This window comes from Halobaculum sp. MBLA0147 (genome assembly GCF_041361345.1).
GTDB lineage: Archaea > Halobacteriota > Halobacteria > Halobacteriales > Haloferacaceae > JAHENP01.
In genome coordinates, this window is record NZ_JBGKAD010000002.1 from 13555 (window position 1) to 40541 (window position 26987).

Annotated in this window: 30 protein-coding genes; 13 read left to right on the top strand and 17 right to left on the bottom strand. The window is 68.6% G+C overall.

All coding sequences use genetic code 11. The features are described from left to right. The first annotated feature begins 19 nt into the window (after window positions 1-19). From RYH80_RS14630 to RYH80_RS14645, 4 genes are all read left to right on the top strand, one after another. A complete protein-coding gene (locus tag RYH80_RS14630; RefSeq protein ID WP_370904758.1) occupies window positions 20-805 on the top strand; it encodes a TSUP family transporter in 786 nt (261 codons plus the stop codon). A 176-nt stretch (window positions 806-981) separates the two neighbouring features. After that, window positions 982-1383: a hypothetical protein gene (locus RYH80_RS14635; RefSeq protein WP_370904759.1), complete on the top strand. Its 402-nt coding sequence runs from the start codon at window positions 982-984 to the stop codon at window positions 1381-1383. Window positions 1384-1393: 10 nt separating this feature from the next. After that, window positions 1394-1855: a hypothetical protein gene (locus tag RYH80_RS14640; RefSeq protein ID WP_370904760.1), complete on the top strand. Its 462-nt coding sequence runs from the start codon at window positions 1394-1396 to the stop codon at window positions 1853-1855. Window positions 1856-2100: 245 nt separating this feature from the next. After that, window positions 2101-2664: an archaellin/type IV pilin N-terminal domain-containing protein gene (locus tag RYH80_RS14645; RefSeq protein WP_370904761.1), complete on the top strand. Its 564-nt coding sequence runs from the start codon at window positions 2101-2103 to the stop codon at window positions 2662-2664. A gap of 716 nt (window positions 2665-3380) precedes the next feature. On the opposite strand, the gene RYH80_RS14650 is transcribed toward RYH80_RS14645, so the two are convergent. Both RYH80_RS14650 and RYH80_RS14655 read right to left on the bottom strand, forming a co-directional pair. Then, on the bottom strand, window positions 3381-3815 hold the full coding sequence (locus RYH80_RS14650; RefSeq protein WP_370904762.1) for a low molecular weight phosphatase family protein: 435 nt from the start codon (window positions 3813-3815) through the stop codon (window positions 3381-3383). Between the two features lie 66 nt (window positions 3816-3881). Next, entirely contained in the window at window positions 3882-4070 is a 189-nt protein-coding gene (locus RYH80_RS14655) for a hypothetical protein (RefSeq protein ID WP_370904763.1), read from the bottom strand. 109 nt (window positions 4071-4179) lie between these two features. On the opposite strand from RYH80_RS14655, the gene RYH80_RS14660 reads away from it, so the two are divergent. Beyond that, window positions 4180-5010 (top strand): hypothetical protein, encoded by an 831-nt coding sequence (locus RYH80_RS14660; protein ID WP_370904764.1) that lies wholly within the window; start codon window positions 4180-4182, stop codon window positions 5008-5010. Window positions 5011-5095: 85 nt separating this feature from the next. On the opposite strand, the gene RYH80_RS14665 is transcribed toward RYH80_RS14660, so the two are convergent. Next, on the bottom strand, window positions 5096-6064 hold the full coding sequence (locus RYH80_RS14665; RefSeq protein WP_370904765.1) for an ABC transporter permease subunit: 969 nt from the start codon (window positions 6062-6064) through the stop codon (window positions 5096-5098). A 25-nt stretch (window positions 6065-6089) separates the two neighbouring features. Here RYH80_RS14665 and RYH80_RS14670 point away from each other — a divergent pair, with 25 nt between their 5' ends. Both RYH80_RS14670 and RYH80_RS14675 read left to right on the top strand, forming a co-directional pair. Then, entirely contained in the window at window positions 6090-6266 is a 177-nt protein-coding gene (locus tag RYH80_RS14670; RefSeq protein WP_370904766.1) for a hypothetical protein, read from the top strand. Window positions 6267-6444: 178 nt separating this feature from the next. After that, on the top strand, window positions 6445-7719 hold the full coding sequence (locus tag RYH80_RS14675) for an ABC transporter permease (protein WP_370904767.1): 1275 nt from the start codon (window positions 6445-6447) through the stop codon (window positions 7717-7719). Between the two features lie 26 nt (window positions 7720-7745). Here RYH80_RS14675 and RYH80_RS14680 read toward each other — a convergent pair whose 3' ends face one another. After that, the gene (locus RYH80_RS14680; RefSeq protein WP_370904768.1) at window positions 7746-8078 is read right to left on the bottom strand and encodes a DMT family transporter; all 333 of its coding nucleotides are present in this window, start codon (window positions 8076-8078) and stop codon (window positions 7746-7748) included. Between the two features lie 167 nt (window positions 8079-8245). Here RYH80_RS14680 and RYH80_RS14685 point away from each other — a divergent pair, with 167 nt between their 5' ends. Then, window positions 8246-9046, top strand: a complete 801-nt coding sequence (locus tag RYH80_RS14685; RefSeq protein ID WP_370904769.1) for a TrmB family transcriptional regulator — start codon at window positions 8246-8248, stop codon at window positions 9044-9046. 187 nt (window positions 9047-9233) lie between these two features. Here the strand turns inward: RYH80_RS14685 and RYH80_RS14690 are convergent, their stop codons facing one another. The 8 genes from RYH80_RS14690 to RYH80_RS14725 all read right to left on the bottom strand — a co-directional run bounded on the left by RYH80_RS14690 (window position 9234) and on the right by RYH80_RS14725 (window position 17372). Next, window positions 9234-10358 (bottom strand): FAD-dependent oxidoreductase, encoded by a 1125-nt coding sequence (locus RYH80_RS14690; RefSeq protein ID WP_370904770.1) that lies wholly within the window; start codon window positions 10356-10358, stop codon window positions 9234-9236. Window positions 10359-10360: 2 nt separating this feature from the next. Continuing rightward, window positions 10361-11578: an ABC transporter substrate-binding protein gene (locus RYH80_RS14695; protein ID WP_370904771.1), complete on the bottom strand. Its 1218-nt coding sequence runs from the start codon at window positions 11576-11578 to the stop codon at window positions 10361-10363. Between the two features lie 174 nt (window positions 11579-11752). Then, the gene (locus RYH80_RS14700) at window positions 11753-12901 is read right to left on the bottom strand and encodes a sensor histidine kinase (RefSeq protein ID WP_370904772.1); all 1149 of its coding nucleotides are present in this window, start codon (window positions 12899-12901) and stop codon (window positions 11753-11755) included. A gap of 37 nt (window positions 12902-12938) precedes the next feature. Next, window positions 12939-14843, bottom strand: a complete 1905-nt coding sequence (locus RYH80_RS14705) for an ATP-binding protein (RefSeq protein WP_370904773.1) — start codon at window positions 14841-14843, stop codon at window positions 12939-12941. A 103-nt stretch (window positions 14844-14946) separates the two neighbouring features. Continuing rightward, window positions 14947-15420, bottom strand: coding sequence for an ArsR/SmtB family transcription factor (locus RYH80_RS14710; protein WP_370904774.1), 474 nt, complete (start codon window positions 15418-15420; stop codon window positions 14947-14949). Window positions 15421-15477: 57 nt separating this feature from the next. Further along, window positions 15478-16116 (bottom strand): DUF7344 domain-containing protein, encoded by a 639-nt coding sequence (locus tag RYH80_RS14715; protein WP_370904775.1) that lies wholly within the window; start codon window positions 16114-16116, stop codon window positions 15478-15480. Window positions 16117-16315: 199 nt separating this feature from the next. Then, on the bottom strand, window positions 16316-16912 hold the full coding sequence (locus tag RYH80_RS14720; RefSeq protein ID WP_370904776.1) for a DUF7344 domain-containing protein: 597 nt from the start codon (window positions 16910-16912) through the stop codon (window positions 16316-16318). 157 nt (window positions 16913-17069) lie between these two features. Further along, window positions 17070-17372: a HalOD1 output domain-containing protein gene (locus RYH80_RS14725; RefSeq protein WP_370904777.1), complete on the bottom strand. Its 303-nt coding sequence runs from the start codon at window positions 17370-17372 to the stop codon at window positions 17070-17072. A gap of 157 nt (window positions 17373-17529) precedes the next feature. On the opposite strand from RYH80_RS14725, the gene RYH80_RS14730 reads away from it, so the two are divergent. Together RYH80_RS14730 and RYH80_RS14735 are read left to right on the top strand one after the other, a co-directional pair. Further along, window positions 17530-17961, top strand: a complete 432-nt coding sequence (locus RYH80_RS14730) for a CBS domain-containing protein (protein WP_370904778.1) — start codon at window positions 17530-17532, stop codon at window positions 17959-17961. Window positions 17962-17964: 3 nt separating this feature from the next. Continuing rightward, window positions 17965-18540, top strand: a complete 576-nt coding sequence (locus RYH80_RS14735) for a DUF2267 domain-containing protein (RefSeq protein ID WP_370904779.1) — start codon at window positions 17965-17967, stop codon at window positions 18538-18540. Window positions 18541-18693: 153 nt separating this feature from the next. On the opposite strand, the gene RYH80_RS14740 is transcribed toward RYH80_RS14735, so the two are convergent. Next, window positions 18694-19176, bottom strand: coding sequence for a helix-turn-helix domain-containing protein (locus RYH80_RS14740; protein ID WP_370904780.1), 483 nt, complete (start codon window positions 19174-19176; stop codon window positions 18694-18696). A gap of 195 nt (window positions 19177-19371) precedes the next feature. Between RYH80_RS14740 and RYH80_RS14745 the strand changes: the two genes are divergently transcribed. Further along, entirely contained in the window at window positions 19372-19812 is a 441-nt protein-coding gene (locus tag RYH80_RS14745; RefSeq protein WP_370904781.1) for a DUF7344 domain-containing protein, read from the top strand. A 60-nt stretch (window positions 19813-19872) separates the two neighbouring features. On the opposite strand, the gene RYH80_RS14750 is transcribed toward RYH80_RS14745, so the two are convergent. After that, entirely contained in the window at window positions 19873-20670 is a 798-nt protein-coding gene (locus RYH80_RS14750) for a TrmB family transcriptional regulator (RefSeq protein WP_370904782.1), read from the bottom strand. Between the two features lie 517 nt (window positions 20671-21187). Between RYH80_RS14750 and RYH80_RS14755 the strand changes: the two genes are divergently transcribed. After that, complete coding sequence (locus tag RYH80_RS14755) at window positions 21188-21475, top strand: HalOD1 output domain-containing protein (RefSeq protein ID WP_370904783.1); 288 nt, start codon at window positions 21188-21190, stop codon at window positions 21473-21475. Between the two features lie 125 nt (window positions 21476-21600). Beyond that, on the top strand, window positions 21601-21822 hold the full coding sequence (locus RYH80_RS14760) for a hypothetical protein (protein ID WP_370904784.1): 222 nt from the start codon (window positions 21601-21603) through the stop codon (window positions 21820-21822). 178 nt (window positions 21823-22000) lie between these two features. Here the strand turns inward: RYH80_RS14760 and RYH80_RS14765 are convergent, their stop codons facing one another. The 3 genes from RYH80_RS14765 to RYH80_RS14775 form a co-directional block, all read right to left on the bottom strand. Further along, on the bottom strand, window positions 22001-23158 hold the full coding sequence (locus tag RYH80_RS14765) for a SipW-dependent-type signal peptide-containing protein (RefSeq protein ID WP_370904785.1): 1158 nt from the start codon (window positions 23156-23158) through the stop codon (window positions 22001-22003). A 162-nt stretch (window positions 23159-23320) separates the two neighbouring features. Then, window positions 23321-24862, bottom strand: coding sequence for a SipW-dependent-type signal peptide-containing protein (locus RYH80_RS14770; protein WP_370904786.1), 1542 nt, complete (start codon window positions 24860-24862; stop codon window positions 23321-23323). Between the two features lie 91 nt (window positions 24863-24953). Then, window positions 24954-26939: a vWA domain-containing protein gene (locus RYH80_RS14775; protein WP_370904787.1), complete on the bottom strand. Its 1986-nt coding sequence runs from the start codon at window positions 26937-26939 to the stop codon at window positions 24954-24956. Window positions 26940-26987: the final 48 nt, after the last annotated feature.

A 26987-nucleotide genomic window follows, 5' to 3' on the forward strand; every position in this document is an offset into this window, starting at 1 on the left:
CGGCGGCGAGATACGGATCGTGACACTGTCGCTATCTGTCGTCTCGATGGTCGCACTCGGTGCCGTCGTGTTCCTCGCGGGAACGATCAACGGGGTCGCCGGCTTCGGCTTCGCACTCGTGGGGACGATGGCACTGGCGACGAGCGTCGAGCCCGCCGTCGCGGTCGTGTTCATGATCGTCCCGATCCTCGCGGTCAACCTCTCGCTCGTGCGCGACCTGTCGGTGCCGCAGTTGCGGAGTTGCGGCAGTCGGTTCGGCCCGTTACTCGCCGCCGCACTCGTCGGAACGCTGGTCGGGATGGTGACGCTCGACCGGCTCCCCGCGGGGCCACTCCGCGTCGGGCTCGGACTCCTCTCACTGGGGTTCGTCGCGACGACCCAGAACCTCGTCCGTGTGCCCGGACTCGACCGCGCGAAGGAGGGCTGTTTCGTCGAGAGCACGCCCGCGATGGTCGGTGTCGGTGCCGTCTCGGGGCTCGTGTTCGGCGGGACGAACGTCGGGGTCCAGCTGATCGCGTACATCAGGAGCTGTGATCTCTCACACGGACTGTTCGTCGGCGTCGTTGCGATGGTCTTCCTCGGGTTGAACACCCTCCGGATCGGCGCCGCCGCCACACTCGGGTTGTACCCCGACCTCGCGGTCGCCGCCCTCTCGCTGGCCGCCGCCGTCCCAGCCGTCGCCGGAGTCGCACTCGGGAAACGACTCCGGACGTCGATCTCGGAGCGTCTCAGGCGCGGCGTCGTTCTGGGGCTGCTCTCCGTCGTCGGTGTCCGTCTCCTCCTGGGCGGTCTCGGCTTCGCGTGAGCCGGGCCGAGGCGAGTCCGTTCGACTCGTGGTGACCTCGCGACGGCTTCGGTCCGGTCGAGACCCACCGTCGCGGCTCGCTGGCCCACTGGACGCGTCGGAGAGACTGGTTGGCGATGTAGTGCCACCACATATCCGCTGTAGGATTATTTGCACGTCTCCTCGATTACGAGCGTATGTCAGACTACCCAGCTCGAAAACCGATCACGGAGATCGACGCGACAGTCAGTTCGATCAAGAAGATGCTCGTCGTCGGCGCGGTATTCGCCGCGACCGGCTACCTGCTCGTCGGCGCAGCACTGTTCTTCGAGTTGACGGAGTTCCACCCGCTGTTGGACGACTTCTTCACCTCGTTCCCGGACACGAGTCTCGCCGGTGGGAGCGGCGGGACACGTGGTGCCGCGGTCAACGGGGCACTCGCGGAGATCCACAAGTGGCCCTCGACACTGTTGTGGCTCAAACTCGGTGGCGTCGCTCACGTCCTCGTCGGGATCTTCGTCGCACTCGCCGCCATCGTCCGGGCGCTGAGCATCATGCCTCACCGGTTGGGCTACGAGATGGAGCGCGCACAGGAGTGAGTCAAGACACGTGACGACACGAGAACGCCGGCCGGGCCCCGAGGACGCGCACACGGCCACAGTGACACGTAGCGAGCGGACGAGTGGCGGTAGCCTCGTGGTCGGGTACCTGCTCGTCTTCGTGGTTCTCTTCCGTCGGCCGACGGTCGGCCTCGCAGCGGCGACCGCGAGCGTCCCGAGTACACTGTACTTCCTGGTGATCCCCACCTTCGGAGTGATCGGGGGTGTGTACTCGTACTACGGCGGTGTGTACGGAGCGGTCGGAGCGTTCGTCTTCGGCAGCTATCTCGGGTTGTTCGGTCTCGCACTGACGCTCGGCGTCGGTCTGTCTCCCGAGCCCGTGTGGTCGCTCGTAGGTGTCGGAGTCCTCCTCTCGTGTCTCTCGGTCGTCACGCTCGTCGGAAGTGTAGTACGGGGCGTTGCCCCCGTCGGCGCGGTAGTCGGGTCGGCCGTCGACGAGGAACGGCGGTGAGAGGGCGAACCCCTCGGAAGGTACCGGACGGCGGTGTACAGACGAGCCGACGGTTGCGGAAGGGTGGCGAGAGACGCGCGAGGGGAGAGCGAGCACGGCGAGTGACGAGGCTGTGGAGGGGCGGCGTCTCGCAGAGCGACCACGAGTGGACCGAAGCTCTCTGACTGCGAGTCTCACGCGCCGATTCACCCGAAGGTGGCTGTTGCGCAAGACACTTCACATCCCGACATGAAGCTACTGTTCGTATGAGATATAAACTGGGGTCAGGGGAGCAGAAGGGGGTGACTCCAGTGATCGGGGTCGTCTTGCTCGTCGCTGTCGTCGTGGTCCTGGCTGGGGCAGTTGGCGCTGTGACGCTCGGCCAATTCGGGAGCACGGATCTAGACCCTGCGCCCCAAGTTGTAATCACACCCGAAACAAAGAACGTTTCTAACGGGTATCCGAGAGACGATACTGTGATCTTGACACACGAAGGGGGAGATTCGCTGAGACGAGGCGAACTAACTGTACACATCGGGCCAGACATGGTCTTCAATCGATCAGTCAACAGTGACACGCTCTCTGGCGGGAGCCTGAACAAGAAAACTGACGGTGTTATCCTTGAGATCGACGACAACGCTTGGAACGATCTGACGAGCCCCGTCAACGAGTGGGGAGAGACAGTCCAGACGGGAGACACACTGATCATCAAAGACCGAAATTACAGTCACCCGAACGTCTACGATGTGATCAACGAGGGAGATAGGATAACAGTCGTCTGGGTCGACGAGGAGGATCGGAGGTTCGTGATCTTCTCCGGTACCGTGTGACCTACCCCCTGTTCCAGTGTCGATCACGTCGCGGTAGACGAGGTTCGGTATGTTGAATCGACAGTGAGTCACTGGTGTGAGGTCGTCACCGACCACTGGTTGCACAGGGCCGTCGATCACCTGTCACGAGTTGACACCACCTCTAGTGCAGTGTCTTGCAATTCGTCGAGAGACGCTTCACGCAGTTCGCCGCTGGCCACACTGCGGAGTTCTCTCACCGGAACGTCGGGGGCCGGTATCAGTTGGTCCCCGCCGTCGGGGTCGGCGAGGCGGCACCGGTTACCGTAGCAGTCGCGCACGTCCTCCCGGACGAGCACACGAACACCGCGCCTCGGTCCCGTGACGTGCACCAGACTGCGAATCGGCGTGTCGAGCCGGGTGTCGAATCTCGGGCGGCTGCCGCTGGACCTCGCCGGTACCTCCGTCGACGGGTGAGTGACCGCGGTTCACTCCGACGTTCCAGACGGGCGCCGACCCGGTGAAATCCGGTTCCCCGCGTCGACGAACACGAGTCGTTCTCGGAACCCACCCCACCGTGTCCGCCGTTCTGGGTCGGCCCGGAACGAGAACGGCGCACACGGTTGGGTCGTGCAGTTCGAGCAGTCGACGTTCGCTCCCGATGGCGTCCGGAGGTCGCCCGACTCGGCTACCAGTCGTCTCCTCGCGTCCGGTCCTCTCCGCTCGTGCGGTCGTCTCCTCCCGCCCAGTCGTCCCCGTCAGGCCGTCTCCCGTTCGATCTCGTCGAAGAGGGCACGTACACGGGCGCGGATCTCGTCGCGGATCTCCCGGACGCGGTCCGTGTCACTCCCGTCGGGGTCGTCGAGTGCCCAATCGCGCACGTCGACACCGGAGTCGTCGGTGTCGAGATCGAGCGTCGAACACCCCATCGTCGCGACGTAGTCACACGACTCGAGTTCCGCCGTCGAGATCTGTCGTGGCGTGCGACTCGACAGGTCGAACCCCTCCTCGTCCATCACGTCGACGACGACGTCGTGAACGTGCTCGGCAGGGTGGGTCCCGCCGGTGAGGATCTCGACGGTAGCCTCCAGCCCGCGCCGTTCCCGTTCCCGTTCGGCGAACGCAGTCGACATCTGCGACCGCCCGGCGTTCTGGACGCAGACGAACGCCACGCGAGTCGACGGGTCACTCATCGGTCGGCTCCACGGCAGTCGGCGGTCTCCTCGGTGGTGAGACGGCGAGGCTTGCTAGTCGTGGACTCACGAGTGTGTGGTCGGAGGGACGTTCTGATAGAGTTGTCGGGACGGGGTGGCGTCCTCGACCGTCGCGGTGACCCTCTCGTGGCCCTCTCGGAGTGACTCGGTCGTCTCGCGGACGACCAGGAACCAGTCGTCGCGTGCACAGACGACGGTACCACGGCGAGCGCCCGCCGCCACGTGTGAGTACACAGTCTCGTCGTAGTCTCGAACGGCTCGTGTCTGTCTCGTCGTGGTCTCGAACGGCTCGTGTCGAGATATTGCATAAGAATCAAGTGGAAACCTACGTGACTCACGACACGTGCCCCGCAGAAAGATACCCTCCATCGCGATCGCGCTGTGCCTGATCCTCGCCGGGTGTGGTGCCGGCACCACCGGCGACGCGAACACCGTCGACCCGTCGCTCGAAGGGACGCCGTCGGTCAGTCCCACGGCGACGGAGACGGCCGCTCCGACGCCACCCGGCGTCGGTGAAGAGACGGTCCTCGGTGAACTCCAGACAGCCCACGCCGAGGCGTTCCGCGCGGCGAACCGTTCGTTCACCTACCGGAGCGTCTCCCGAGCGGCGAACGGGACGGCGATGCGGACGACGACCCTCCGCGTCGCCGTCGAGGGGACGGAGTGGCTCGGTGAGTCCACCGTCGGCGGTGCCGTTCCGCTCCGTCCACCGGTCGTCGACCGTCACCGACGGTACGCCAACGAGAGCGTGGTCGTCTCGACGACACGCACCGCCGGTGGTGAGTACGACGGGCGTGTTCAGCGACGGCGCGGCACTGCGACCGGTGCGCCCGACGGTGCCACGTACGTCTACCGACTCCTGTCGGGCGTCGACCTCCGCGTGACCGACCGGACGGAGACCGACCACGGCACGATCCTCACGGTTCGCGGCAGTGCAGACACGGCACCCGGTGTGGCTGGGGCGACGCGGCGGAACGTCTCCGTCGTCGCCGAGATTCGGGCCGACGGACTCGTCGTGTCTGCAGAGGCGACGTTCGACGACCGGGTGGCCGGCGTCCCGGTCGAGACGACACAGTCGTTCCGGCTCACCGAGCGGACCGGGACGACCGTCGAGCGACCGGTGTGGGTCCCGACGGTGATCCGGCGGAACGGCACGCAGACGACACCCGCCTGAACGGGGCTGTCCGAGTCGATTCGACGGACGAGGCGACCCCGATCCGAGTTCGGGCGGGCGTCGCCCCGACCACACGTCTGTCTTCTCACCCGGCGTCGACCCGTGGGTCGAGGAACGCGTAGTACAACTCCCGGCCGGTGCTCGCGAGCACGCCGACGAGCACCGGGAGCAACAGCACGGCGAACGTCAGCCCGGGGTCGCGTGCGCCGACGGCGTCGATGGTCAACGCCCCGAACCCCGGCACTCCCGTCACCCACTCGAAGACGTACACACCCAACAGGAACGTGCCGAGCGTGTCGGTGAACAGCGCCGTCGCGAGCCGTGCCGCGACGTGTGGGAACAGGTGGATCGCCAGCCGGACGCGTCCGGCCCCCTTCGCCCGAGCCACGCGGACGAACGGCTCGTCGACGAGTGGCGACAGTTCCGTCCCGGCGTACCGCATCTGGATGCCGGTGAGGTAGACGACCGCCGCGGCGAACGGGAACGTCGCGGCACGGAGGTTCTGTCCCGCCACTGGCGACAGTTCGAGTTGGTAGTCGAACGCAGTCACGTCGGTACCGATCCGTTTCGCCAACTCCACCGGCACGGTCTGGGTAGCCGCGAACGCGAGGAGGAACGCCGGAACACTGACCAGTACCACCGCGAGGGCACGCGTCACGAGACTCGCCCGGCCGCCGTTCGCGACCGCGAGCAGCTGGACGCCCGTCCCGACGCCGACGGCGACGACCAGCGCCGGGAGCAGGTACACCGCCGAGAACGCGAGCGACTCGACGACCAACTCCCCGACCGGCGCACCACCCGGGCCGGCACGGCCGAACTCCAGCGTGAGAACCCGCTCGATCCAGGTGAGCAACGTCGACGAGAGTGGTTCGGCTCTTTGTGCGAAGGCCGGCTCCGTCGAGGTGGCGACCTCCTCGAACCGGGTGAGGTACCGCTCGCCGTCGGTCGCACTCGGGTTCGGCGCGAACGCCAGCGTCGCGAACACCCCGGCGAACGCCAACACGAGCGTGAGCGTCGCCCTCGCAGTCACTCGCCGGAGCGCCTCACCGGACACCGGCCTCACCCCCGAGGTGGCGGTGGTGGTGACGGTGACGGCGGTGGTGGTGTCGATGGCGGTGGGGGTGGTGACGATGGCGATGGGGGTGGTGACGATGGCGGTGGGGGTGGTGACAGTAGCGGTAGTGATGACGGTGGTGGAAGTGCTCCGGACCGGTGGCGGTGCGACGGTCGGGAGTCGCCGGGGGCGCTCCCCGTGAACACCCACCGGTGTCGGATCGGTGACACGGCGGTCGCGTCCAGACGGTCGGCTGTGGGCTCACACGTCGGTATCTGGTCACTGAGGGGCTGTGTTCGGGCACGGAGACCACGTCCGAGACGCTCGAACCGGCGGGCGCGGAGAGTGATATAAGTTGTCACGACTCTAGGGTCACCGACGTGTCCGACTCGCCCTCCAGTTCCGAGTCACCCGCTCGCTCGCCAGACACTGCGGTGTCCGACGGCGCACCGCCACTGGCAGAGCGACGATCCGACCCGGCGCCGTTCACGGCCGTCGACTGGTCCCGCGTCGCGGCGCCGGAGCGTCGGCGGTTGCGTCGGGCCGTCGACCACCTGTCGACGCCCACGCTCCTCCCGTCGCTGTTCGCGGCCGTCGCGTTCCTCGTCGACTGGCGTGTCGGGGTCCCGGTGTACGATCCGACGGTCCTCGACTGGGTGCTCGTCGGCTCGGTGGGGACGCTCGCGACGGTCGGGCTCGCGGCGGCACCGGACCGCGACCGTCTGCGCGACCTCGCGCGGACCACTGCGCGTCGTCCGGTCGCGCTGCTCGCGACGGCGTGGCTCGCGCTCGTCGGCGGCGTCGGCCTGTTCGGTCCACTGGTCGTCGCCGAGCCGGAGTTGCGGCTCCTCTTCCGCTCACAACCACCGATCTGGGGCTCCGTAGAGGCGTTCGTGGTCCCGGAGTGTGCCGGGCCGGTGGTCGACGGGCGGTGCCAGGGGTCGTTGCGGTTCCCGTTCGGAACGACCGGTCGACGCGGACAGGACGTGTTCGCGTTGGTCGTGCTCGGCCTCCGGACGAGTCTGAGCGTCGCTCTCGGCGGCGCGGCACTGGCGATCCCGTTCGGGGTCGCCGCGGGGTCCGTGGCAGTCGCGTCGGACCGCCTGGGGCGTGCGGCCGGCCTGCTCGCGGAGGCGGTCCAGACGTACCCCGCGATCCTCGTCTACTTCGCGCTGTTCTGGGCGCTGCGCGAACAGCGACTGGTCGTGTTGATCGCCGCTCTGGGTCTCGTGAGTGCGGGTGGTGTGGCGACGCTGGTGCGTGACGAGATCCGAGAACGTCGCGGGGAGTTGTTCGTCGACGCCGCGCGGGCCGGCGGCCTCGACCGCTGGCAACGGTTGCGGCGCCACCTCCTGCCGAACGTCGCCGGCTTGGTCGTCTCGACGGTGGCGCTGCGCGTGCCGTACTTCGTCTTGGTCGAGGCGTCGCTGTCGTTCCTCCAGGTCGCGTTCACGTCGACGGAGGGGGCGACGACACTCGGTGACCCGTCGGTGATCTCGTTGGGGCGACTGATCTACCTCGGGCTCGTCGACGGCTACGTCCCGGTCGGCTGGTGGGTCGCCGGCTGTCCCGCCGTCGTGCTCGTGGTCACCGTCGCCGCCGCGAACGTGTTCGGCGACCACCTCGCGACGGCACTCGACCCGCGAGGGCGGTGACGGGTCGCGGATCACCTCCGGCACCGTCAGTGCGCGGACGCGTCGGAGACGACGTTGAGGAGGTACACGCCACACACGACGAGTGCGATCCCGAGTCCACCGGCGAGGTCCATCGACTCGTCGAACACGACGATACCGATCGTCGCCACACCGACCACACCCACGGCGGCCCACGTCGCGTAGACGAGTCCGACCGGGAGGTCCTCGAGCGTGAGCGACACCAGGTAGAAGGCGGCTCCGTACCCGACGACGACTCCGAGACTCGGGAGCGGTCGCGAGAACCCCTCGGACAGCTTCAGGGCGGTCGTGGCGACGAGCTCCGACAGGATGGCCGCGGCGAGGAGGACGTACGGATTCACACTCGCGGTGTCGGTGACGGGGGTCCTACCGGTTCCGAAATCTGCTGCCACTTGCACCGCGTTGCAGCGACCGTCACCGCCGGGGGCCCTGTCGCCAGGTCGTCGCTCGGAGTGCCACTGGACGGGGAACCCGGAGAGCCAAGTCACCGGGGGTCGACGGTCCGCCCGTGACGGCGCTCGAGGAACTCGGTCTCTCGGAGTACGAGGAGACGGTGTACCGGTCGCTCTCCGTGACCGGCGCCGCGACGGCGTCGGCCGTGTCCGACGCGAGTGGCGTTCCACGCGGACGGATCTACGACGTGCTCGACCGGCTCCGCGAGCGTGGACTCGTCGCCACCCGGGCGACCGACCCCAGAGAGTACACTGCCGTCGACCCCTCGACGGCCGTCGATCGCCTGCTCGCGGCGCGTGGTCGCGACCTCCGGGAGGAGTGGGACCGGTACGTCGACGCGGCGGCCAGTGTCCGGGCGGAGTTGCTCCCGACCCCGCCGGCCGACGGGAGCGTCTGGCTCGGCTCGCTCGGTGGCGGGGAGATGCAGACGGCACTCAGACGACACGTCGGGACCGCGTCCGACACCGTCCTCGCCGCCGTGGGGCCACCCTACGAGGCCGCCTCGTGGGAGCGGCTCCGGGCCGAACTGGACGCGTTCTTCGACGGTGTCGACGACGGCGTCGCGGTGTCGATCGTTGTCAGCGACGCGACACTGGAGAGGCTGCCGTCCGATCTCCCGGACAGACTCGCGTCCCGTGCCGGGACAGTCCGACTCCGAGCACACCCCACGGTCCCCGTCTCGTTCGACGTGATCGACGGCCGCGTGACGACGGTCGACGTGCCGCGACCGACTGCACCCGACGACAGGGTCGCGGTGCTGGCCGTCCACGCGTCCGACGTAGTCGCGACGTTCGAGCGCCAGTTTCGCCGTCTCTGGGCCGACGCGACACCACTGCTCGAGCGAGTGGGTGAGTGAGTGAGCCGCGGTGTCGACGGGACGCACCCCCCGTTGTCGATGTGTAAATCCGGGGGGCGACCATCGCTCGCGACTCGAGTCCACTCGTCGTCCGACTCACCCCCCGTTGTCGAAGTGTAAACGGGCGCGTAGTGTCGACATCGAGCCGGCGCTGCGGCCGTCCGGATGCAGCGAACACCCGCCCAGGTCAGTGCTCGTCGAGGTACGCCCGCATCCGCTCGTCGTCGAGGTGATCCAGCAGACGCTCTTCCTCCAGCCCGTCCAGCAGTGCGTCCCGTCCCCGGTCGCGCCGTGACGCGATCTCCTCGGCGTCGACGTAGGTCGCCATCCGGCGGTCGATCTCCCGGTCGCGCACCTCTCTCCATCGCTCGTCGGCCACGTCGTGGTCGTCCGGGCGGTTCGTCTCCGCCCACTCGCGCCACCGGTCTCGCTCGGCCCACTCCTCGTCGAGTGACGCCGCGCGCCGCAGCCAGTCGTAGTGCGCGGCGACGCCGTCGAAGAAGCCCAGATCCCGACGGTGGGCCTCTAGCAGTCGCAGTCCGACCCGAGCCCCCCGTCCGGCGGCGACGAGCGCCTGCCGATCCGACTCGGCCGACGGCGAGGCCACGTACAACCCGTCGACGGGGGTCGTCCCGTCGTGGGCTGCGTACGAGCGGTCAAACTGGGTGTGTGTCTCGCCGTCGTGGGTCTGGGTCTCGAACGCGTCGTCGCCGACGACCGGCCGGAGGTACTCGCCCCCGTACCGTGTCGCCGCGATCACCCGCTCGGCGACCACTGCGTCGCCACTCTCCAGTTCGACGCGGAAGCCGCCGGTCGGTCCGTCCCGATCGGCTGCACTCTCTCCGTCACACACGCTCTCAGTCCCGGTCGCTTCGTCAGCTTCGTTCCCCCGTACCGCGTCACACACGCTCTCGGTCTCGCTCCGTCCGTCGGTCCCGGCCGCTCCGTCGTCCCCCGTCGGGCCGTCGGCCTCGACCGCCCCGTCGGCGCACCGTTCGACCGCCGTCACGCGGTCGGCGACGAGTTCGGCGCCGGCCCGCTCGACGTGGTCGTGGAACAGCTCGTACGCCGTCTCGACGCCGACGCCGCCGGGGAAGCCGAGGTAGTTCTCGAGGTACGCACACTGCCGCAGCGAGGACCGCCCGCGGTCGAACACCACCGTGTCGAGCCCGTACCGTGCGGTGAACACCGCCGCCGCACAGCCGGCCGGCCCACCGCCGACGACGACCACCGCGTGGTCGTGTGGCGACTCCCCCTGTGGGGCCGCGTCGGCGGCACTCGGCTCCGTCGGATCGGTCCTCGCGTCCGGCATCCTCAGGCGTCTCCGGTGACGATCGCGGCGAGTTCGTCGCGGTCGAACAGCTCACCCGAGAACTGCTCCGGGAAGTAGCTCGTCGCGTACCGCTCGACGAGGAACAGGTGGTGGAGCGGCCCGGTGTAGATCGGCCCACCACGGAACACGCGCCCCTCCTCGACGGCCGTCAACTGCGAGGCCACGTCGTGGTCCTCCATGTACGCGACGACGGTGTCCTGGAACTCCGCGCGACTCTTCGTCTCGTGGCCGCGCAGGAGGATCGAGTCGGGGTCTACCGCCAGCAGGTTCTCGTAGTCGATGGTTCCACGGTCGCTCTCGGAGAGCCCGTCGATCCCGGTCTGGGCCAGTGCGTCGGTGATCCCGAGGTCGCGGAACGCCTTCTTGTTCGTCCCCTTCCCGCTCAGCCGGTACGGGTAGAACGACTCCGGTTGGTCTTTCGCTTGCCAACACAACAGCGCGTTCGGACGACTGTCGGGACCGGGCAGTGACGCCTGCACCTCGGCCAAGAACTCGTCGTGGAACGACTGGAACGCGGTGAACGTCTCCTCGGCGTCGTACACCTTCGCCACCTTCTCGAAGGCCTCGTACAGCGAGTAGTAGCGGTAGTCGTGCCAGTCGTCCGTCCGCCGGAAGATGGTGTTCCCGAGGAACGGCGCCACGCCGGAGGAGATCTCGTCGATGTCCGCCTGTTCCAGCTTGAACGCGCCGTTCTCGACCAGCCACACCGGGTCGATCATGTGGAGGTCGCTCTCCAACTCGTAGAACAGCTCCTTCGAGATGCCGGCGTCGCCGACCAGGTTCGTGATCGAGGACTCGTCGACACTCACGCCGTCCAGCTCGTCGTAGTGGTCCGTGTGGTACCGCGACGGGAGACCGACGCTGTTCACCGTGTCACCCGCCCCGAGCGCGACGGCCATGTCGGCGTACCCCGGGAAGTAGTGCGCGACCGACTCCGGCGGCTCCTCGAACGTCACTGTCCCGACCGGCGCCATCTCGACGGAGTAGGAGTCGTCCCCGGACTCGGTCGCGGTCTGGTCCGTCGCCGCTGTCTCCGTCTCTGTCGCCGTCTCCGTCGCAGTGTCCGTCGGCGTCGCCGTCGCGTCGCCGGTGCCGTCGCCGGTGCACCCCGCCACCAACCCGCTCCCGAGCAGTGCGCCACCGTACTTCACGTAGTCTCGTCGTGTCGACTCCGCCGGACCGCTCGTGTCTCGTGTCACGGGTTTTAGGCGAGCCTAATCCATACATGAGGCTGTCGGTCTGCCGGCGACCGAAACTCGTGCACGGCTGAGAGGAGAGACGACGTGTCACGCCGACTCGTCGGGGTTCTCGCCGTGAGCCGCCGGCCTCGGGTTCGAGTCGACCGGGTGTCGTGTTCCGCCTCCGAACCACGCTCACCCGCGTGAGGCGACACTGCCGGACTCCACGTCCTCGTCGGGTCCGTCGAGTGTCTCGGGGGCCACCGTCGCTTCCTCGGCCGCCGCGGCGGGCACCCACAGCCGGATCGTCGTGCCGCCGTCCTCGCCGATACGCACGTCCATCTCGCCGCCGGACTGTTCGGCGAGTGTCTCGATCAACAGGAGACCCAACCCCTCGCCGTGTGTGAGCGCCCGCTCGGCGCCGTGTTCGCGGGCGTCGATCTCCGTCTGTGGGAGTCCACGGCCGTCGTCGCGCACCGTGATCTCCCACCCGTCGGCGGCGGCTTCGAGTCGGACTGTCACGGTCAGATCCGCGGCCGCGTTGTGTTGGACCGCGTTCTCGACGGCCTCGCGGACGGCGTCACCGAGCTGTGGCTGACACCGCGCCTCGGCTGCCGCCGGGAGTTCCGTCCGCACCGTCGCCGCGCCAGTGTCGACTTCGCCGACGGCCGTGTGGACCGCCTCCCTGAGGTCGACCCCCTCGCTGGGTGTGCGCTCGACGGCGCGGTCGATCTCGCGGGCGGTGTCCCCGAGTCGCTCGATTCGATCGAGACTCTCGCGGACGATCTCGACGGCACGGTCGCGGTCGACGCGCCCGTCGTCCGCCGCCAGCGTGTCCACCCACCCGGTCGCGACCGTCAACTCGTTGCGGACGTTGTGGCGCAGCGTCCGGTCGAGCACGCTCAGCCGTCGTTGGAGTCGCTTCGCCGTCCGCTCGCTGGCGCGACTCGCCGCGAGCCGGTTCGTGTACCGGACGTAGTACTCCCCGATCGGCGCGGCGAGTGTGACGCCGCCGATCCCGGCGACGGCGATCAGGTAGTTCCACTCGGACAACGCGACCCCGTGTGTCGTCTGGAACCAGCCGATGAAGGCGACGAAGCCGGCACCGTACACTCCCCCACCGAGCACGACGCCGCCGACGAGTGCGGCCTGTCGTCGCGAGTAGTCCGTTCGCCCGAACCGGACGCCGAAGTACGCGAGCACCGCGGCGAGCGACAGCGGCAGCGCCGTCTCGAAGGCTCGACTCGCGATCGACCCGTCGTTCCCGACGACGTGTGCGAGCGTCACCCCGAGACTCGCCAGCACGAACGCCGCGTGTGGCACCGCGAGTCGATCCCAGTTCACGTGTGGACTCCGCACACGACCGACGAGAGCCTGTCGATCATCGGTCGGTCGTGTGGACGGCGAAGGTCGCACCCGCCGTCTCGTCGTCGATCGTCTCGATACGCCACCCGTGGGCCGTGACGATCTGGTGGACGCGAGCGAGCCCGAGCCCCGCACCGTCCACCGTCGTCTCGTCGTCCGTGGGTACGTCCTCGAACAGTGCGTGTGCCGCGTCCGGGTCCAGTCCCGGCCCGTCGTCGCGGACGCGGAATCCCGTCGCCGTCTCCTCGACGGTGACGGTGACCGAGTCACCGGCGTGCTCGACGGCATTGCGGAAGAGATTCTCGAACAGCGTCCGCAGCCGTTCGGGGTCACCGACGACGACACTCGTGAGGTCCGCCTCCAGCGTCGCCGCCTCGTTCTGGACGGTGTCCCACGCCTCCGTGACGGGCCGCGACAGCGGGAGCACCTCCGTCTCGTCGATGGTCTCGCCGTCACGAGCGAGCGCGAGGTACGCGTCGACGATCTCGAACGAGCGGTCGACGGCTCGTTCGGCGGCGACGAGACCGTCCGGCGGCTCGGTATCGGTCGACGCGGTCGCCTCGTTCGGGGTGGTCGTGTCCGCAGCCGGGTCCGGTCGCTCCTCGCGCAGGCGTTCGAGACTCAGCCGGACCACGTCCAGTGGGTTCCGCAGGTCGTGGGCGACGGACTCCGCGAACTGTTCGAGCCGGTCGCGCTGTTCGCGTAGCTCCCGCTCGCGGGCCCGGAGCGTCGCCTCGCGGTCTGCCTGTCTCAGTGCGGTCGCGGTGTTCGCCGCGAGCAGTTTCGCCAACTCCCGGTCCCGACGGTCGACGGCCCCCTCCGTCGTCCGCCCGACGGAGAAGACCCCGTACTCCCCGAGCGGGAGGTACATCACGGCCCCCGCGCCGGAGCGTGTCACGTCGTCCGGGACGTTCGAGACGTCGTCGAAGTACAGTGGCTCTCGCTCGTCGAACACGCGCCAGTGGACGCCGGTCCCGCGTTCGTAGCCGGGCCGGTCCCCGGCCGCCTCGACAGTCGCCGCCGCCATCTCCAGCGGTCGGAGCCGTTCCGTCTCGTCGGTCTCCTCGTGGAGTCTGATCCCGCTGGCGGGGAACCCCAGCACTGTGTCGGCGGCGTCGACGGCCCGCGACGCCACCTCGGCCGGCGTCGACGCCGCCATCAGCGCCCGTGTCGCCGCGTTGAGCTCGTCCAACGTCGCCAGTAGCTCCGTGACGGACGCCTCGTCGGTCTCGTCGTCGACCGCCTCGCCGATGGCCCCCGCGTCCACGTCTGCCTCCTCGGTGGTGGACGTGGACGCGTCGCCGGGCTCGTCGGTCGCGACCGTCGATTCCCCGGTCCCAGCGCGGAACGGGTCTTGCTGGCCTGCGTCCGGTCCCGAGGCCGGCGATCCGGTGCCGTCTCGGCAGATCCCGCCACCCGTCCCGGACGCCCCCGGGTCGGCCGGTGTCACTGCGGTCCGGTCCGCCCGGGTGGTCTCGCTGGCGGTCTCCGTCGCCGACGTGGTGCCGGTTGCGGTCTCCGCCGACCCCGCGTCCGCGGCTCGTTCGACCGTCGTCGCCAGCACGTCGCCGGCCGCGCGGCTCCCGTCCAGTCGGACGTAGCCAGCCGCGCCGGCCTCGTGTGCCGCTCGGACAGGACTGTCGGCGACCGCCGGACCCGAGGGTGTCGCGTCCGCGTCGGTCGTCGCCGCTCCCCCGTCGACCACCACCACCGGCGGCGCGGCTGGCTGGGTGGCGATCCGCCGTGTCAGATCGATCTCGCGCCGATCCGCGTCGGCCACGGCGACGAGACAGTCGAACGACTCGATCCGTCCCGTCGGCGGTCGCTCGACGACCTCGACAGACGCGACGCGGTCGGAGCGGTCGCGGAGTGTCGGCGCGCCAGACTCGGGGGACCCGACCCAACAGACACGGAGACTCACGACGGACCTCGGGCGACAGACGACAGGATAGGAGTACTGCGCATACACCTAATTGGGCCCCCAGCCACCTCACTTCACACGCTAACAGTACAGACTCTCTCGATCACCGAGTCTCGCCGTCGAGTGACCCCGCCGGCAGTCGGAAGCCGAAGTCGACGTGGTCCCGGTCGGTCTCGACGGAGACGTTCACCTCGTGATCGGTACCGTCCGAGGGCCGCGGGCAGTCGCCGAACCAGAGGACGACCCGCGGGCCGTCGTGGTCGAAGTCGACCCGTACCGAGGCGAGATCCGTCGAGTAGCGCGTCGGTCCGTTCCGTGTGACGTGCTCGTGTGACTCCGTGACGATGTCCAACGAGACGAGTCTGTCCAGGCGGCGGTAGACAGTCGAGCGCGACATGTCGGTCGCGGCCGCGATGGGGTCGATGGTCCGTGCGCCGTCCGCGACGGCGGTGACGATCCGTCGTGAGACCTCGTCACCGAGAACGTCCAGTACCTCCGAGACGGAGTCTGAATCGCGGAACTCTCTACGCTCGACCCGCTCGGTGCGCCGGTCACGAGTCGCCCCTGACTCACTCATACACCGGCCGCTGTGCTCCCGGACAGTTTGGTTATACGCCGGGTAACCACTCGCTACTCACCGTCTTCCGATGCGGCTCCGTGGTGACGCCCGCCCGACTGCACCTCGAACGAGCGTGCCGATGCGTCCGAGAGCCGTCCGGAGTGGCGAGTCCACGCTGTCCACCTGCTCGAACGCCGTGACGGCCAACAGTGCCACGCCCGCCACCAGTGCCCAGGTCACGGCCGACCCTGGGACGAGGAGCGACCCCGCGATCGACACGACTGCCACGGCCCCGCCGACGCGGTGGACCGTCCCGACGCCGGAGTCGGCACTCTCACCCTCCAGACGATCGAGGTACCGCTGGAGGCGGTCCGCAGTCGGCAGTCGCCGGATGTCGCCGCGGTTCCGGTCGTACTCGATCACGCCCGCGTCTGCGAGCTTCGGAAGGTGGTTCTGGTAGAGACTGATGTAGACGCGCTTGCGCTGTGACGACGAGAGTCGGTCCGGTGTCGTGTCGTTCTCGTCGGCGGCGATCTCGTCTGCCAGATCACTCAGCGTCGTCTCCGGCACGTCCGAGAGCAGCGACAGTACTGCCCGACGTCGGCGGTTCTTCAACAGCGTGAACACCTCGTCGTGATCCAGCGTCTGGTCCGTCTGCACTCCCTCTGGCTGCCCCTGTTCCTCCTCCGGTCGTGGTTCTCTGGTTAGGCTCATGGCTCCCTGGCCTCCCGGTGGCCACTCCCTCCACCCTCCCAGCCACGGTCGCGACCGGTGTCCGTGGTCCCGTGTGCGTACCGGGTGCGTAACCACCTGCGTGTCAGGTGTTCACACAACTGGTGGATAAAACCACCCCTCGCCGCACACTGTTGAATCGACTACATAAAGCGAGAGCAAGTGGTGGTTACCGGACGACTCACCCACCCGTCTCCCGACACCGAGCGGCGAGCCCGGGCGCGAAGCGGCGGAGGCGCCCGTCGTCGACTCGCCAGCGCGGTTCGGCCAGTCGTCGAAGGACCACGATTGCGAAGAGCGCGCCCGCGGCGACCAGGACGGCGGACCCCGGACCGACGGCGCCCGCGAGGCCGGTCTGTAGCGTCGCCGCCGAGAGCACGGTCCACACGCCGGCGGCGGTCAGTAGGTAGTAGAGCCACCAGGGGCGGCGGTCGAGCAGTCCGCTGACGGCCAGCAGCCGTCTGGTTGCCGGCGACTGGCGGAGTCGAACCGTCCGTCCCTCGCGGTCGTACGCGACGACACCGTGTTCTGACAGCCGCGGAACGTGTGTCTGGTACAGGGAGACGTACACGCTCCGAACCTGTTGGGCTGTCGGCTCCGAACTCTCGTCGGTACCAGGCGCACTCTCGCCACCTCGCTCGGCGCGCGCGACCCGTTCGGCGGCGTCGTCGATGGTGACGGTGCCGTCACACGCACACAACAATGCGATCAGGAGTCGGCGACGGCGGTTGCTCACCAGCGCGAACACGGTGTCGTCGTCGAGTCGATCCTGGCCCATCGGCCCGGCCTACGTGTCACTACGCGACCACACGGTTTCGTTAACGGGCCTGTGCGACCGTGTTAGTGTCGGCTACGGCGAGTTCGTGGCCGGTTTCTTCGGCCTAACTCGACGGCGCCGGCTCACACGCCCCGTACGCCGACGGCCAACTCGCCGATCACGACAGCGTGTGGTGTGGCGGCTCGACGGTGATCGAGTCGCCGGTGACGACCACCGAACACCGCTCGTACTGGAATCGAACGCTCACGTCCGTCTCCCCGTCTCCGGCGACGAGACTGTCCAACGCGTCGGCGTCGAGTACCTCGCCGATCGGTCGGAGGTCGTCCGCCGTCGTCCCCAAGACCTCCGAGACGGCGATCACGACTCCCGTCGACACCGCCTCCTCGCTCGTCGTCTCCCGTTCGTGACTGGACCCTACCGGTGTCCCCCCAGGGGTCTCGCCGTCGCTCGACTCAGTCATTCGGTCCCTCCGACATCTATATTGAGCGTAGTTGGGGGCTCTAGACTGCTAAGCCTTGTGTCGGCTGGAGCGTACGCCCGGATGCTCCGACGGTTCTCGTCAGACTCTGGGAACAACGACTCGGCTATTAGCCCGTCGCGTGTGTAGTGTTCACACGATGACACACGCGACGGTCCGAGACCTGCTCCGGACAGAGGTGGTGACGGCGTCACCGACGGAGTCTATCGCGACGGCGGCCCAGCGGATGCGCACGGAGTGCGTCGAGACGGTGGTGGTTGCGACGGACGACGACCGGCCCGTGGGAGTGTTGACGGACCACGACTTGGCAGTGGGCTCGCTCGCGGACGGGTGGGAACCGGACGATCACGCGGTGATCGACGTGGTGACCACGACTCCGACCGTGGATGCAGACGCGGGCGTCGACGAGCTGCGTGCGTCGCTGGAGCGTGCCGGTGTCCGTCGGCTCCCGGTCGTAGACGACGACGAACGCGTGGTCGGCGTCGTCGGGCTCGACGCGCTCACGCTTCTGCTCGCCCGACGCCACGAGACGCTCGCGGCCGCCGTCGAACGGACGGACGCGAGGTGGTGAGTCGTGGACTCCGACGAGTTCGTCACGACGGTCCAGACTCGCCTCGGACGCTCCGACGAGACGACCGCACGACGCGTCACACGGGCCGTGGTGGTGACGCTGGCGGAACGCGTCGCGCCGAGGGAGCGGGGACTGCTCCGGCGTGTCTTCCCGACGGATCTCCTCGCGGGAACACGGGGACCCGACACCGAGGACCGGCGAGAGGTGCGCCTCGACACCGAGGACCGGACGGAGACGTTCGACTACGAGACGTTCCTCGACAGAGTCGCCGAACGGTCACGGCCTCCACGGACACCCAGAGACGGGTCCGGTTCGGAGACGACACGAGCCACCGCGGTCGACGGTGGCAGTACGACCGCGTCGACCGGGCCGATCGGGGGCCACACTGCACGTACCGACGGGCGAGGGTTCACCTGGACGCGACCCCGCGTGGACACCACCGCCTATCGGGCGATGGTCGTTCTCGAAGTCGCCACAGACACGGGGTCGACCGACGACCTCGCACGCCTCGCCGACTCACTCCCGGCGGCGTACGAGGATCTCTTCATCTTGATCGCGTCGGTCGACACCCTCTCGTGAGGTGATCTCCGAACACCCGTTGCGAAGCAGTCCCCGCACGCTCGTCGTGCAGCAGTCCCTGCACACTCGTCGTGAAGCAGTCCCTGCACACTCGTCGTGAAGCAGTCCCCGCACGCTCGTCGTGCAGTGGCTCGGGGTCCGGCCGCGAGTGGCTCAGTTCGATCGGTGTCGCTCGACTGTGAGCCGCCCGTCGTCGGCCACTGTCACGGTCACGCGACGAGTGACACGGGTGTAGACGGTCGGGTGCCGACCGACGGTGGACACCCGAGTCCCCTGTTCGAGGAGCCCGGCCTCGACGAGCCGGTCGAGTTTGCGGTACGCCGTCGACAGCGCGACGCCGCACGCGTCCGCCAGTTCGCTCGCAGATCGCGGGTCGTCCGTCGCGGCGGCCAGGAGCTGCCGACAGTCGCCGTCGCTCACCGCGTCGACGGCCGCCGCCGCGCAGTCGTCCGACTCGGAGCGGACCACCTCACTCGCCGTCTCCGGGCGGCTACCGGAGGAGGCACGCTCGGTCCCGACACCCGTGGCGTCGGACGGCACTCCCTCGACGCCGACACCCGTGGCGTCGCGCCGTGCGCTCTCAACGTCGGCTCTCTCCCCGTCTCGACTCGCCGCGGGTCCGTGACTTGCACACACTGTGATCACCCTGGGGGCCGGCTCCCGGCACGGCCCCACGACCTCCACACCACCGACCGAGAGTTAGTTATCCTCCTCCTACTCCGAGCCCACCGAGACACGCGACTTCCACTCACCGGCCCACACGTTGTAATTTGCGAAACTAATCGTCGCTCCCAAAATACTCTTGTGTGCGGTTCGTGAAGCTTTCTGTCAATGGTTCGACGGAGTGGCAGTACGTCGGAGACGGACGGTGGGGGGTCGACGCTCGACGCGCGTCTCGACGAGACGTTCGCGTCGCTGGCACACCCGCGCAGACGGCACCTGCTGGCGGAACTCCCCGAGTCACCCGCGGAGTCGCTGTCACTCGCGACGGCTGCCCGACGACTGCGCTGTCGCGAGGTGGGTGATCTCGGGCGGAGCTACGTCGGGCGCGCGGCTGCCACGGGGCCGACCGAGTCGTCGGATCGCCCGGACACGTACGTCTCGCTGCGACACGTCCACGTCCCGAAGCTGGCGGACGCGAACTTGGTCGATTACGACACCGCCGCGGACGCGGTGGCACGGACCGAACTGACAGACGCGGCGCTGTCGCTGGTCACGCGTGCCGAACGGGCGTTGGTCGATCGCGCGGGGCCAGTCGCCGGCGGGGAGTGACTCGTCGTCGGCTCCCCACTGGGGTGTCTCGGCTGGCCCGACGATACCCCGCTACGCCGTCTAGCCACCGGGGTCGCGATCCGGGAGCAGTCCCTGAGCCATCAGCCGGCGTGTGGCGACGACGAGTCCGTTGCGGAACCCACTCCCGAAGACGGCCTGCTCGTCGCCCGTCTCCAGGTCGACCGTGCTGACGAGGATACTCTCGCGGTCGATCAGTAACAGTCGCCCGACCGTCACGTCGTCGCCGTCGGCTCCACGCAACCAGTCCAGTCCAGAGACGAACGTCGTCGCACGCGGAACGGCTTCCGTCACACTGTCCGTCAACGTCTCGTCGACACTCCCGACGACGACTTCTACGTCCGGCGGGAGTTCGGCCAGCGTCTCGGCCAACTCGTCGGTCCAGGCGCGGGTGTGGCCCAGCACCAGGACGACCTCCTCGTCGGCGTTCGCGACCGTCTCACGCGTGCGGTTTGCGACGGCGTCCGCGCCGTTCATCGCCCACACCTCCTGGACGGGTTCGGACGCGTCCGTCTCGGCTTGCTCGACGCTGTCGAGTGCGTCGGCGAGCCGCTCGACCCGCCGTTCGTACTGGCCTCTGAGGGTGTCGATCGCCTCGGACAACGGCACCGCACGGAACCGCTTCGGGTTGGAGTGTTGTACCTCGACCAACCCCTGTGCCTCGAGGACACGCACCGCATCGTAGACCCGTGTCCGTGGTACGTCGGTGATCTCGCCCAACCGTTTGGCCGTCCCGGTCGACAGCCGGGTGAGTCCGACGAAACACTTCGCCTCGTACTCTCGTAGTCCGAGCTGTTGGAGTATCTCTGCTGCCTCTGTCTCCGCGTCGTCTCTACTCATTGTCCCAACCACGGCCTGGAGGAATCCAGGTCTCTGTACCTTCGACGCGGAGGTGGAAATAGCCGTCGTCACCTGCTGGGACCGTCCGCGAGCCACCGTCCCGTCCGCCGGGACTCGCGAGGAGGACCCCCGACAGTCGACCTACTGTTGTCACGACTCGGATCAAGACGACGACGAGTGTGGGCGGAATCGACACGCTTCGAGCCGGAAGACCGTCTCGGAGACCCGCTGTAGTCGTCTCTCGACACGGTAGTGAGTCGAGTTCACTCGATTGATCACAAAATCGTTTTACCGCGGCGACTGCTAGCGAACTACTGGCACGTGTTCGGACTCGTGTCCCAACCACGGCCTCGCACGTGCCGACCGGCCCTCCCGTGGCCGGTTCGCGAGAGGAGGAGAGTCGGAGTGGGTGTCGACACACAGTTCCACAGCGACAGCCCAGTCTGGCGGCCAGGCACAGACACGTCACTCGCCGACTCACAACAGACTCTTGTCGCTGGCTACCGTCGTGACCGGTGTGAGACACGACTCGTCGGACGAGGGTGAGTCGGTCCGTGTCGAGTACGACTGGACGGCCGTCGCGCCGTCGTCGGCCGTCGTCGAGACGGTCGCGGAGGCCGTCGGCCAGGAGCCGGAGACGCTCCCGACGCTCCACGACGCGGTCGATCCGGACGGACTGGACGGGTTGATCCGTTCCGGTGACCCCGACCTCGACGGTCCGTCGGTGACGCTCTGGTACGCCGACACGCTCGTGACCGTCCACAGTGACGGCGCCGTCGTAGTCCGCGACGTCGACCGCCCGTGACACCCACTCCGGTCGGGTCGCCGCTGTCGGGTAGACGACCCCTGTCGAGAGAGACGGCACCGTAACGACCTGCTACCGTCCCGAAACGCCCGTATAACTATTCCCGTCGTATCCGGATCTCGGGTATGGCACACCAGTACGACTACGTCCCGACCGCCGCGGCACAGGAGACGGCACTGGAGATCCTCGACGCGAGTCCACCGGACGTGCCGGTGTCGGAACACCGCGTGCTCGAACGGATGGAGCAGCGCGGGTTCGACCACGAGGAGAGTCGCCGTGCGCTCCAGCGACTCCTGGCCGACGAGGAGATCACGGTGACCGACGACGGTATCTTCTCGACCGGCTGAGCGACGCTCCCGGCGGTCGCTCGTCGGTGGTGTCCTCGACGGTGTCGCGAGCGCTGGCGTTCGGACACGCCGACGAGTGCGGCCAGCGCGTGGTGGAGCGCCGTGTGGGGCAGTTCCGGACGGTCGGCGACGACGCGAGCGGGCGGCTGCCGGAGATGTCGTCTCTCGACACCGTCCGTTACTCCGGTGTCGTCTCCGTCGCCGTCGCTTCCGGCTCCAGCCCGCCGCCGTCGTTGTGGCGACACTGTTCCGTGTAGAACCCGAGATCGAACGTCACGGAGTCCGTCTGGACCTCGTTGGCGTGGTCCACCGGTAGCCACCAGGCGAACGCGACGTGGCGCGTCGTCGAGTTCGGGTAACAGTCCCGCGGCTCGGAGCGGCTGTCGGCGTCCAGCGGGATCCCGTTCCCGCTCGACAGCTCCGCCAAGACCTCGCGGAGCGTCCCGCTCGTGATCCGCGCCTCCTCGGCGGTGAGTGTGACGTTCGAGGGCTGGTCGACGGCGTGTGGCGAGGAGACGACCTCCTCGGCCTCCAAGACGTTGTCTCCGTCGTCGTGCCACACTGCGGCTCGCACCTCGTCCAACAGTTCGACGACGCCGTCCGCCTCGTCGGGGTCGTCGGCCTCCGGCTCCGTCACGCCGTTCTCGCTGGCGTCGACGAGCCCGCCGGTCAACCAGAGGTAGCCGGGGGTGTCGAACAGGTGGAGACTGAACGTCACCTCCCCGAAGTCGCCCGGTTTCACGTCGTCGAGTGCGATTACGGGAGCCTCGAGATCGTCGGGCACCTGCGCGAACTGGTCGCGGTAGGCGGCCTCGATCTCCTCGGGGTCGAACCCGGGGTTCGCCGTCGCGATCTGGTCGCGCGACAGGATCGGATCCTGTCGTCCGTCGCCGTCCGCGTCCGGGTACGCCTCCGTCGCGGTGTTGGCCTGGAAGTCGTCGAGCGACTCCGCCGGCACGGCGACGAGTGGCTCCGTCGGTGTCGGGATACCGACGTACCCCGACGGGATCGCCGCCGGGTCACCGTCGGTCGTGACCACGTCGAAGTCGTCGACGCCGTCGCCGTCCGTGTCGGTGTCGTTCTCGTCCGGGTCGCCGTCGAACACGCCCTCGGACACCCGGTCGTCGTTCTCGTCGACGGACCAGTCCGAGTAGTGTTCGGCCCAGTCCACCATGAGGTCCAGTTCTCCCGCCACCAGTCTGTTGCCGGTGACCTCCTCCGAGTCGGAGAAGTACGCGCTGGTCCCGACACCCGCACCGGCGGCGGCGGCGCCGACACCTCCGACCGCGGCGAGTACGTGTCGCCGGGACAGCTCCAGTCGTCGATCTCGTGTCATGTGTCTCGTCCTCCTGTGTGCCGCGCCGGCCCCGCCGCCGACACGGTGAGACCCACCGACGGAGTCGAACCGCCGCCCGCGTCGCCGGTCTCCCGGCGGCGAGACGCCCGTGTGGGTGGCTCCGTCGCGGGCGACCCTCCCGGGTCGCGTCGAACCCACCGCCTACAGGTAGATCACGCCGGAGCCGTCGGTCGTGTTGTCGACGTCCTCTCGCCCGTCCTGGTTGCTCGGGCTCGGGTTCGAGGCGACGCCCTCGCCGCCGTCACCCGCGAACACCTCGTTCACGATCAGGGCGCCCGGCGTCCCGACGTTCGACCCGGTCGCGCTCAGGTCGCTCGTCCAGTCGAGTTCGAAGGTGTACGAGAGCTGGTCACCCGACTCCGTCGTCGAGAACCCCGGCAGGTCCTCCTCTGCGACGACGACGAAGGTCCCGTCCGGCTGGCGGCGCTTGACGTACCCGCCGGCCGTCGACTGGCCCGCCTGGGTGCGCTCGCTGTTCGTCGCGCCGCCGTAGCCGATCCGGAAGTCGTCGGTGAACCCGTTCGAGTCGGCCGCGGCCAACCCGTCGAAGTCGTGGTTGAGGACCGCCTCGACGACGTAGCTGTTCGGGTTGTTCGGCCACTCGCCGGCCACGTCGCCGTACACTGCGCCGTCGAACTCCACTTCGATCGTCGTCGTCGGGCCGGCGCCGACGGAGGCGGTGATCCACTCGTCCGTCTCTCGGACGCCGCCGGTCGCGTCGCTGGTCAGGACGACCCGGTCCGGTGCCTGGCCGCTGCCGTCGTTGTGTCGACACTGCTCGGTGTAGAACCCCAGCCTGAACGTCGCCGAGTCGGTCTGGATCTGGTTCGCGTGGTCGACCGGCAGCCACCAGAGCACGCTCACCTGGCCGACCGTCGACCCGGCGAAACACTCCCGTCCGGTCGCCTCGTCGGCGACGCCGGTCGGCGACAGCGGGATCCCCTTGTCGGAGGACGTGTCGGCGAGGAACTCGCGGAGACTCTGCTGGTTCGTCGGCTGGAACCCGGACTGGGTGTCCTCGAACACCGTCGAGTCCTGGATCCCGCCGACGCCGACGGCCACCTGGATCTCGTCGAGGAGTTCGACGACACCCGCCTCCTCGTCGGGGTCGTCGGCCTCCGGCTCCGTCACGCCGTTCTCGCTGGCGTCCTCCAAGATCCCGTTCAGCCAGAGGTAGCCGGGGTTGTCACACAGCTCGAACGCGAACTGTGCGCCGCCGAAGTCGCCCGGCTTCACGTCGTCGATCTCGAGGATCGCAGCGCCGTCCGCGTCACTCTCCGTGCCGCAGAGTTCTCCGTCGACCGGGACACCGCCGTTGATGTCGTCGCCCGTCCGGAGCGTCTCGACGAACTGCTCGTAGACGTTCTCCGTCTCGTCGTCGAGGTCGAGTGCGATGTCTCTCGCGTCGGGGCTCCCCTCGGGTGCCGGTAGACGGACGTCGGTCGACTCCGCAGAGGAGGCCATCCCGGCGAACTCCGCCTCGTCCTCCGACCAGTCGGAGTAGTACTCCGAGGCCGCCACCTGCATGTCCAGCGAACCGGCCGTGAGTTGGTTGCCCGTGAACTCCTCCGTGTCGGAGAAGTACGCGCTGGTCCCCAGGCCGGCCCCTGCCGATGCCACGCCGATCGTGCCGAGCCCGGCGAGCACACGCCGCCGGGACAGTTCGAGTCGTCTCTCTGTCATGGTAGTCGTCCCCTCTCGGGGAGACCCACCGGCGGAGTCGAACCGCCGTACACCGTGTGGGTCGACCGCACCGCTCGCGCCGCCGCTCGTGTCAGGTCGTGAACGTGTCCGTGTCGTCCTCGCTGCTGTCGTCGTCGGGCTCGAAGACGAACCCGACAGTCTGGGTGCCGAGCCCGGTCGGGACGCCGCTCAGCTCGACCCTCGCCGGGAAGTCGGTCGACAGCGAGACGTTCCCGCCGATGCTCCGGAGCTCGACGGTCTGCCCGCCGTTCGACGTACTTCGGCCGAACGACAGCGACTGACCGTCGATGGACAGGTTCTCGACGACGACGCCAGAGGCGTCGAAGTCGGCGTTCAGGTCCAGCGACTCCAGCGAGTTGCCCGCGTCGTCGCTGCTGGGGAACCCCTCGACGGTGACGGTCGTCGTCTCCTCGCCGCCGTCGGGGGTCGCGGTCTCCTCCGGTGCCATCCCGCTGCCGTCGTTGTGGCGGCACTGCTCGGTGTAGAACCCGAGATCGAACGTCGCGGAGTCCGTCTGGATCTCGTTGGCGTGGTTCACCGGCAGCCACCACCCGAACCCGACACAGTGGCGCTCGTTCGGGTCGAAACACTGCCGTGCCGCCGCCTCGCGGTCGCCGTCCAACGGCAGCCCCACGTCCGACTCGATCGTGGTCAGGACCTCCCGCAGCGTCCCGTCGAAGACGAGTTCCTCGCTGCCGCCGCCGGCGATCTGGCTCACGACGTTGGCCGCCGCGGCCGACATCTCGGCGCGCACGTCGTCGTCCCCGCCGGGCGAGCCGACGCCACCGTCCTGGTAGACGAAGAACGTCTCCGAGGCGTCCGTCGCCACGTCCCGCCAGAAGTCGGCGTCCGCGCCGGTCGGGTCCACGTCCAGCGCGATCACCTTCACCGTCACGCCCTCGACGTCCTTCAGGTTCGCCGCGGAGTCGCGGATGCTCTGTCGCTCGGAGGAGTCCGGCGACGGATTGTTGGTGATCAGGACGGCGTACCGCTCGTCGTGTGTACAGTCCGCGAGGGAGTTCGCCGCCAGGTCCAGCGCGTCGTCGACGTTCGTCCCGCCGGCCGGGGTGTTCGTCAACGCCTGGTCCAACCCGTCGAGGACGGCCTGCTCGTCGTCCGTCAGCGGGGTCTGGATCGTGTCGACGTCGGCGAAGGAGTTCACCGCGAACCGGAAGTTGTCGAGACTGCCCGGCGGCCCGGAGCCGAGCACGCCGTCGTCGTTCCCGTCGAGCGCGTCGACGGTGGTGACGATTTCCCGGCCGATCTGGTTGGCGGCCTCCGCCTTCGTGATCGTCGGGTCGCCGTTCGCGTACACCGGGTCCTCCATCGAGCCGGAGGTGTCGACGACCAGGTCCACACAGGCCGGCTCCGGCGCGAGCTGTGCCACGTTGTCACAGTTCTCGTCGTACCAGACCCGCGTGCGGACCGCGTCGAGGAGTTCGACGACACCCTCCTCCTCGTCGGGGTCCTCGGCCTCCGGCTCCGTCACCCCGTTCTCGCTGGCGGACTCCAGCGCCCCTTGGAACCAGACGTACCCGGGGTTGTCACACAGCGCGAAGTCGAACGTCACCTCGCCGAAGTCGCCGGGCTTCACGTCCCCGAGGTCGATCTTCGCGGCCGGGTCGTCGTTCGCGTCGTCCGCCGACCCGCAGGGATCCTCGGGGTCGAGCCGGATCGGTTCGCCGTCCTCGGGGTCGTTGTTCAGCGTGTTGTCCTGGAAGGTGGAGACGTTGCCGTCACTCACCCACACCGGTCCGACGTCGTCGCCGAGGATCCCGGTCGTGTTGCCGAGGTCGTCTGGCTGCTCCATCGAGACATCGCTCTCGTCGATTCCCTCCGTCTCGTCGGGCGACCAGTCGGAGTAGTGCTCCTCGTAGGACACCTTCATGTCTAGGGAGCCGGCGGCGAGCGAGTTGCCCGTGAACGCCTCCGTGTCGGAGAAGTACGCGCTGGTGCCGAGTCCCGCGCCGGCAGAGGCGACCCCGATCGAGCCGAGGCCAGCCAGCACCCGGCGGCGGGAGAGTGCGAGTCGTCCGTTCCGTCCGTCGTCTGTCATGGTGTGTCTCCTGTGGTCCGTTGTGGTGTCGCGGGCGCGGTGACGCAC